The sequence below is a fragment of the Fischerella sp. genome (genome assembly GCF_013388695.1).
GTDB lineage: Bacteria > Cyanobacteriota > Cyanobacteriia > Cyanobacteriales > Nostocaceae > PCC9605.
The window spans coordinates 80293-87892 of record NZ_JACAEU010000135.1; the positions used below are offsets into that span (position 1 = coordinate 80293).

Here is a 7600-nt window from a genome sequence, read left to right on the forward strand (position 1 = left end):
AATATCAGTGTGGCATAGTGCTCCTATGAATTTCTATCCAAATTAGTTAAATCCAAACCTATCTAAAAGATGTCTAACAATATCAAAGAACGAATTAAAACTGACCTCCAACAAGCAAAAGAAACTGGGCAATTAAGAGCAGAGCGAATTCGCGAAATTGTCAAATCCGCAGTTTCTCAGGTTGTTTCTGAATTTAAAGAAGGCTCCGGCGAACTTCGGACTATTGTTAGAGATGCCATCTCTACTGTAGTTGAGAACTTGCAAGCAAAAGGTGGCGAATTTAAAGAAGAAGTGACGGCATCAATTGAAGGAGCATTGGAAGCTGTTAATAGTAAACGCCATGAATCCATTGCTAAAACTCAGGCAGAAGTTAAACAGCTACAAGCAAAATTGGATGAAGAAGAAAATAAAATTCAACAAGAAGTTGATGGAATTTTAGCAGAGATTCAAGAGAGTGGTAGCGAAAAACCTACTGAAACAAAAACCGCCATCGATTCTGCCATCAATGCAATCCAAAATAGTGAAGAAGTAGCTTTATTAAAGAAACGCTACGCTCAATTACAAGCACAACTGGCAATTGTTCGAGCTAATTTAGCTGCACGCTATGGTGGACGTTCTGAAGAGGTTAAAGATTATCTAGACCAGGCTAAAAACTGGTTGCAGCAAGCTCGACCCCAGGCTGAAGAAGTTGTTGCACAGGTACAACAAAAACACTCTCAAGTAGAAGAAAAACTTGGTGAAGCAGGTACGTCCATAGCGAGAAAAGAGTATCAGCTACGACAAGTATTGAGGGATTTATTGTTATCTGTTGCTGACTGGCTAAAAGAAAAAGAACCAAGTGATAAAGCTGTTAAATAAAAAGTGTTAACTAGCTATTAAGTATAGGGTGGATAATGTCCACCCTGAATTTTTTTGACGTACTAGTCACTTTACCGATTACCCATTACCAAATTCCTCGCCCACAAGGGACGAGGAATTTTAACAATTAATTATCCCTTCTCTTCCTTAATTAGGAGAGAGAAGGGATAAACTCAAGATTTATGAAGAGACTAAATCAAGGCTTCACCACAGGCTTAATATACCTCTCTGTTAAGTCTTTCTTCGTATTTGGCAATTGCCCAAACACCATGAATAGCGCCGGGAAGCCAACCGAGAAGAGTAAGTAAAATATTAATAAACAAAGTTGTACTTACTCCATATGCCATGAAAACGCCAATAGGAGGTAACAAGAAAGCGAGGAGATAACGAAGTAATTTCATGGTATTTCTGCTGCTATTTTTTCTAATTTGTTTCTTTCTGTTTTTTATTTTCGGAAATTAACCGAACTACTAACTCCATCCTAGGAATTATTTTACTTTGGTATTTTTCTTCCAACTATCATCTTGATTTGCTGCTTTTGTAGACGCGATCGCTCGCGTCTGTTCTGCTGAATACTGATAGTTAGCTGGAGGGTAATTCAGCTTTAGATTTTGTTTCTTCACTGCTTTTCAAAGCCAGATTTCTTTCAGCGAAGTAATTGTTGATGAAAGTACTAGACAAAGACAGAACTACAGGACCGAGAAGAAAAGCTAAAACTCCATGAACGCTGAATCCAGGAACTAAAAATGCTGCGAGCGAGAAACAAATGCCGTTAACAATGAGTGAAAATGCTCCAAAGGATAAGAAGTTAAGTGGTAAGGATAGGGCGGATAGAACTGGCTTCACAGAACCGTTGACTAAGCCAATAGCTAGCGCAGCAATTAAAGCTGCTGGAAAATTAGCAATATCAACACCAGGAACAACTAAATCAACAATTAACAAGCTTAAAGCTGTGATTAAGGCAGCTAACAAGTTTCCCGTCATTGTTTTCACCTAAAAAGCAGAAATAGAGTTTCTAAAGTTCTAAATACCATCCTCAACTATGTATTAGTCTTTAACCTCTCTACCAAGGTAGATTTAGTTTATGCCATTAGGTTAGTTCTGCAAGGCATGAGTCAAAAGTAAAAACTCTTATTAGGCAATTGGTAATTAATTTTTGAAAACCTAATCACTATTTAGTTTGGTGGATATTTTTCGCTCTAAGTTTTATTACAATAATATTAACTTTTTATGAAAAAACTTCTTTTGTGTAAGAAAGCATGTATGGTCTAAACTCGCTCTCCATCTTTAAAGAAATTTAACAGCACTCAAAGACTTGGGCTAGCTTGTTGCCATTCATCACCGGACATTTGGCAGTCCGGTTTTTAGCCCACCAGATGTACTAGCTCTGGTACAGGGTGTTAGGGTGGCAGTAGTGACTGTAGCGATCGCAGCATTGTGAATAGCGTGTCGGCGTTTCATTTTTATATTTTTGTGCAATTAGATAAATTTAAAGATGTGCGAATGAGGAGTTTTGTATTTTAAAGCTCTTTACCTCCTCTGCTGCTAACAAGTTTTTGATGACAGCAACAGACAATATCGCATTGCCAAACAGCACGGAGCCTTTAATGCCAAATACTTCAAATTTCAACTCTTGGGTGATTTGTCCCAAACCCAATCCTAATGCCAAAATACGGTTATTTTGTTTTCCCTACGCTGGTGGAAGCTCTAATATCTTTCGTCGTTGGTCAGACAATCTCCCTGGAACAGTTGAAGTTTGTGCGATCGAACTTCCTGGAAGAGGAATGCAGATAAAATTGTCTCCGTTTAATCGATTAGAGCCTCTAGTCGAAGAATTGGCTAGCGTTCTCAAATCAAACTTAGACAGACCATTTGCTTTCTTCGGTCACAGCATGGGTGGACTCATTAGTTTTGAATTAGCTTGTCTACTCCGCAAACAGTATGATTTGATCCCAAATCATCTGTTTGTATCTGGTCGCAGGGCTCCTCAAATTGCTGACCAAAAGCCACCAATTCACGCTTTACCAGAAGCTAAATTCATTGAAGAGTTGCGTCGTCTGAACGGTACTCCACAAGCATTGTTGGAAAACGACGAACTCATGCAATTATTTCTTCCCATTCTCCGGGCAGATTTTGCAGTCTTAGAAACTTACGTTTATACCCAAAAACCGCCGCTAGATTGTCCTATCACTGCTTTTGGCGGTTTGCAAGACCAAGAAGTCAGCTGTGAGAACATCCAAGCATGGCAGGAACAAACCAGTGCTTCTTTCTCATTGCATATGTTGCCAGGAGACCACTTCTTTTTACATTCATCTCAGTCACTACTACTGGAAACTATTTCCCGAAAGATTCTTAACAAGACTTAAACGCATTGTACTAGCGCGATCGGACTAATTTGGTGCATGATGATTTTCTTGTGGGATGGGCGTCTCGCCCGTCCTGTGCGATCTGTCCTGCCCATATCACAATAGGTATAAGCAGGGAAAAGGTTAAATGGCCTCTTAACCTTTCCTGCCGCCTTATCAAACTGCTATAAAACGAAGTTATTCTCAGTCAAATTATTGGCTGTAAAGTTTTTCAGCTTCAAAAGCTCCTGAAAATTATTGCGGTTGAGGCTACCATCTACGTCAACGCTAACAACCGTGTCAGAGCCGACTTGCTTTAGTTGTACGTATTCCTGGAAAGATTTGCGGTTGGAAGATGTAGATCCATTTAAAACTTTGCTAATGTCAATTACGTCTTTTGTTGGTTCAAAATAGAAGACGGTATCACCCCTTTGCGAAAAGTTTTCGTAAGAAAACTTGTCCTTGCCTGCTCCACCAATCAGGACATCCTTACCATTGCCACCAATTAGGATATCTTGACCAGTACCACCACTTAAGAAATCATTGTCATTGCCACCAAGCAAGACATCATTTCCTCCGTTACCATTGATAGTATCGCCACCATTGTTACCAACTAATTTTTCGTTGCTTTCACTGCCTTTGAGGTTGTCATTACGTTCATCACCCTTAATGAGCGAAGTACCCATGACAGTGCTGGTTGAATTGGGGTTGGACTGATTCTGTCCTGAAGATGTGCTAGGTTGAGTACTGTTACTGGAAAGTACCTCCGCAGGTTTACTAGAAGCCACCTCGAATGCTCCAGCATCTGGTGTACCATCTCGCTCTACTCCCAGCTGGTCTATAGTTGGTATACCAGTACCTTTTTTACCAACATTGATGGCGGGGCTGTTTGATGCGAGCTTATGTACTAGATGCCCGTCAATGTTTTGTAAATCTCCAACAAGAGGATCAACCTTCTTACTACCCGCTACTACTTGATTGGCTATCTTGTCATCTGACCATTCAATGTTACCGCCACCATCTTGTAATTCAAACACAACCTGCTGTTGTAACCGAGTACCTGACGTATTGTGAGCAACAATTGAGTTGGTAAGTTTTACAGGCTTATTCTTATGTCCGAACCAAATTGCCCCAGAAGCCCGTCCGGCATCGTTTTTGACAATGGTGGTATTGACAATGTTGACAGGGGCGTTTTCGTGGCTGTTCAGAATCATTGCCCCGCCTGCATCTCCAATCGCCTTATTTCCAGAAAAGGTGCTGTTGCTGATTTCGACTGGTTGTTGTCCGTCAGACCACAAGCCTCCACCTTGATTGTCGGCAGTATTGTTGGCAATGCTGACGTTACGAAGTGTCAGTTCGCCGTGAACTCGCAGGGCACCCCCTCGCCCCTTGATCTCACCGGTTTTTGCTGAGTTGCCGACTATAGTGGTGTCTTCGACAAGCATCTTGTCTAAACCGTAACCCCAGGACATGATGGCACCGCCTTCCCCTTCGGTCTCATTTCCTTCAAAGTGGCTACCACGGATGCTAATCTGACCCCCCTCGGTGGAACTAGGCCCGCTCTGGTTTGCTCCATCGATTAAGATGGCACCGCCACCGAGACCGCCTTTTGAACTGTTGTTAAGAAAACTTGAGTTTTCTACGCTCAAATCACCCATCAATTTATAAACCGCCCCGCCATTCACCCCTTTGTTGTTGGTGAATTCGCTACCTTTGATAGTGAGTTCACCGCCGCCATTGGTAGCGATCGCCCCAGCACTGAAGTTAGATTTTGCTAAGGTACCATCATTACCATCAAATTTGCTGTTTTGCACTGTGGCTTCGACATTGTAACCAAGACGGACGGCTCCACCTATACCAGCCTTATTATTTTTAAATTGACAGTTTTCTATCGTTATATTCGTGTCGTAATCAACATTAATAGCACCGCCTGCTTCAGTGGTTTTACCGTTAGCGATGTTTAGGTTCTTGAAGGCAACTTTGATTTTTCTGGTTACATCAAATACTCGACTGGCATTTTCTCCGCTAATCGTTAAATTTGTTGCCCCTGCTCCATCAATGGTCAGATCCTTCATAATCTTCAGATCGCCACTGCTGAGTTTGATCGTTTGGTTGGAGAGGTTGGAAGCAAACTTGATGGTATCTCCTGCTTCGGCAGATGCGATCGCTGCTCGTAAAGAACCTTCTCCACTATCTGCGGCAGTAGTAACTTCTATGATAGCCATGCTTTGAATTCCATTAGAGACAACTTTGTCAGGTCGATATTCTGGACAGAATCACTAGTTGTGTGATTTGGAAGCGGTCGAGTAATCCTTCGAGAAGATGGGATTCATAGCACCCTGGTTTACTTCTTCATATATTTTTTAACAAAACCGGAACCATCCGTCAGCTTATTTAACTTTTTATTACCTTATCTGTTCGGAATTCAACTAACGCTTCCACAATACTCATCATCTCTTTTTAAAAAAATCTCAAAAATAAAAATACTGAAAGTCTGATCCAAAAGAGCTTATAGGCATCCTTGCCAGCCTGCTAGTCTTATCGATGCATCAGAGATAAAGTCTTGAGTGCGAGGTTCTGATATTTATGAAGTAATTTAAAATTTTACATTGAATATTTACGTAAGTTTATATTTTGGGAAGCACCCTGGAAAGGTGATATGCTAGAAAAATTGATTTTTGCGTTAAGAAAGCTTTAGGTAGTTATCGGGATTGTGCTGCCCAAAAGTTATTTATTCTGCTTCAGAAGCAGATTGATGTGAATATTCGGAACGCATCCAATGTACAGGAGTTTCCAAATAGGCTGGTAGAACGGTTGTGCGATCGCCTACTGCAAACCTAATCTGCTGTGATTGCAAATTTTTGGCTCCTGTCAAGTTTGCCCCTGCTAGCTTGACATCACACAGATTTGTTCCGAACAGATCGGCTCCCATGAGATTTGCACCGCAGAGATTAGCTTCATGGAACATAGCTTTTTGCAAGTTTGTTCCCATCAGGTTTGCTCCTGAAAGATCCGCTTCTCTAAGGCTGGCTTCACAGAAATTAGCAAAAAATACCTCTGTATATTCCAGTTTGGCAGCGTTCAAGTTTGCCTGTTGCAAATTGGCTCCATTTAGGTTAGCTTGGCTGAGATTTGCACCGATTAAACCTGTCAGTTGTAAGTTGGCTTTACCAAGCTTTGCTCCTTGCAAGTTGGCAAGAAACAACTTGGCTTTCGAGAGATTAGCTACTTTTAGGTTTGCTCCTTGCAAGTTAGCCTTGTACAGGTTTGCTCCTGAGAAATTGGCAGCACGCAAACTAGTTCCAGATAAATTCGCAGACCGCAAGTTTGCCCCACAGAGGTTGGCTTTATTTAAATTTGCCCCACAGAGGTTGGCTTCTTGCAGATTGCATGATTGCAAATTGGCTTCATAAAGAACTGTGCCGCAAAGTTTAGCACCTTCGAGGTCTGTCTCAAACAAGTTAGCTTTCCGCAGGTCTGCTTTAATCAAGTTTGCTCCCCGCAAGTCTAGACGTTGCAAATTGGCATTTGTCAAGTCTACTCGTCTGATATCTGTATTGCGTAGATCGAGTTTTTGATTTTCTCGGTCTTGTTGCGGATTGCGTCTGCCAATTACTGTCAGGGCCGCTTGTACATCTGTGGAAACTCTGGCTATTTTTGCGAGTTCCTCAACAGAGTTTTCCCGATCTATCTTAATGCCAGCATTTTCTCGCACAAAGGCAGTGAGGATTTCCATAATTGTCCAGTATTCTTGTGGTGAATCCTGGGCTACTTTTTCTAAGGCATAAATTGCCCCTGTCCGTGTTGCTACATCCTCATGCCCAAGTTGAGTTACCGCTGTCATCCAGCGTTCTGCAATCAACTGCTCTTGCGCTAGCTGTAATTTTTTGATGTCAATTTCATTGCTTTTTTCAGCAGCGATCGCACTCTTTTGCATTGCTTCGGTACGCTTGGCTGCATAGAAAGCATTAACCATAACAGCCAATCCTAGAAAAAATGTGGCTGTTGTATTTAATGCTTGATTTCTATTAACAACTTTTTGTTCATTTGACAATCCCTCAACTTTTGAGACAGCAAAGAAAATTATAGTCGGTGATAAACTAAACAGGAGTGTGATTGCTATCAACCAACTTTTTAATGCGTCTGTCTTCCTGCCAGACATCTCAGACATATCAATAGTAATCCTCACTACACAGAATTATTACGTACAATATTGAGAAAAAAGAGTATACCATTTGTCACTAAATATCAATATCTATCAAAAGGCACAATCAAGAATAAGTAGGTCAGCACAAATAAAGCTAACTAGTTAAGATCGTCATTTGTCCTTTGTCATTGGTCATTGTTAAAGCTTTCAAGCGTGTTTATGTTTCGTAACATAGTTTGATTTATTCCCA

The 7600-nt window shown here is 41.1% G+C and carries 7 protein-coding genes; 2 read left to right on the forward strand and 5 right to left on the reverse strand.

From position 1 onward, the window contains the following. Nucleotides 1–69: 69 nt before the first annotated feature. The gene (locus HXY43_RS18240; RefSeq protein ID WP_290885656.1) at nt 70–858 is read left to right on the forward strand and encodes a histidine kinase; all 789 of its coding nucleotides are present in this window, start codon (nt 70–72) and stop codon (nt 856–858) included. Nucleotides 859–1073: 215 nt separating this feature from the next. On the opposite strand, the gene HXY43_RS18245 is transcribed toward HXY43_RS18240, so the two are convergent. The 3 genes from HXY43_RS18245 to HXY43_RS18255 form a co-directional block, all read right to left on the reverse strand. Further along, nucleotides 1074–1259, reverse strand: a complete 186-nt coding sequence (locus HXY43_RS18245) for a YqaE/Pmp3 family membrane protein (RefSeq protein ID WP_290885659.1) — start codon at nt 1257–1259, stop codon at nt 1074–1076. A gap of 181 nt (nt 1260–1440) precedes the next feature. Continuing rightward, nucleotides 1441–1842 (reverse strand): phage holin family protein, encoded by a 402-nt coding sequence (locus tag HXY43_RS18250; protein WP_026733384.1) that lies wholly within the window; start codon nt 1840–1842, stop codon nt 1441–1443. Between the two features lie 354 nt (nt 1843–2196). Further along, nucleotides 2197–2319, reverse strand: coding sequence for a hypothetical protein (locus HXY43_RS18255; RefSeq protein ID WP_290885663.1), 123 nt, complete (start codon nt 2317–2319; stop codon nt 2197–2199). A 146-nt stretch (nt 2320–2465) separates the two neighbouring features. Between HXY43_RS18255 and HXY43_RS18260 the strand changes: the two genes are divergently transcribed. Next, on the forward strand, nt 2466–3224 hold the full coding sequence (locus HXY43_RS18260; RefSeq protein ID WP_290885686.1) for a thioesterase II family protein: 759 nt from the start codon (nt 2466–2468) through the stop codon (nt 3222–3224). 164 nt (nt 3225–3388) lie between these two features. Here the strand turns inward: HXY43_RS18260 and HXY43_RS18265 are convergent, their stop codons facing one another. Further along, complete coding sequence (locus HXY43_RS18265) at nt 3389–5428, reverse strand: choice-of-anchor Q domain-containing protein (protein ID WP_290885666.1); 2040 nt, start codon at nt 5426–5428, stop codon at nt 3389–3391. Nucleotides 5429–5934: 506 nt separating this feature from the next. Further along, a complete protein-coding gene (locus HXY43_RS18270; RefSeq protein WP_290885690.1) occupies nt 5935–7365 on the reverse strand; it encodes a pentapeptide repeat-containing protein in 1431 nt (476 codons plus the stop codon). Nucleotides 7366–7600 lie beyond the last annotated feature (235 nt).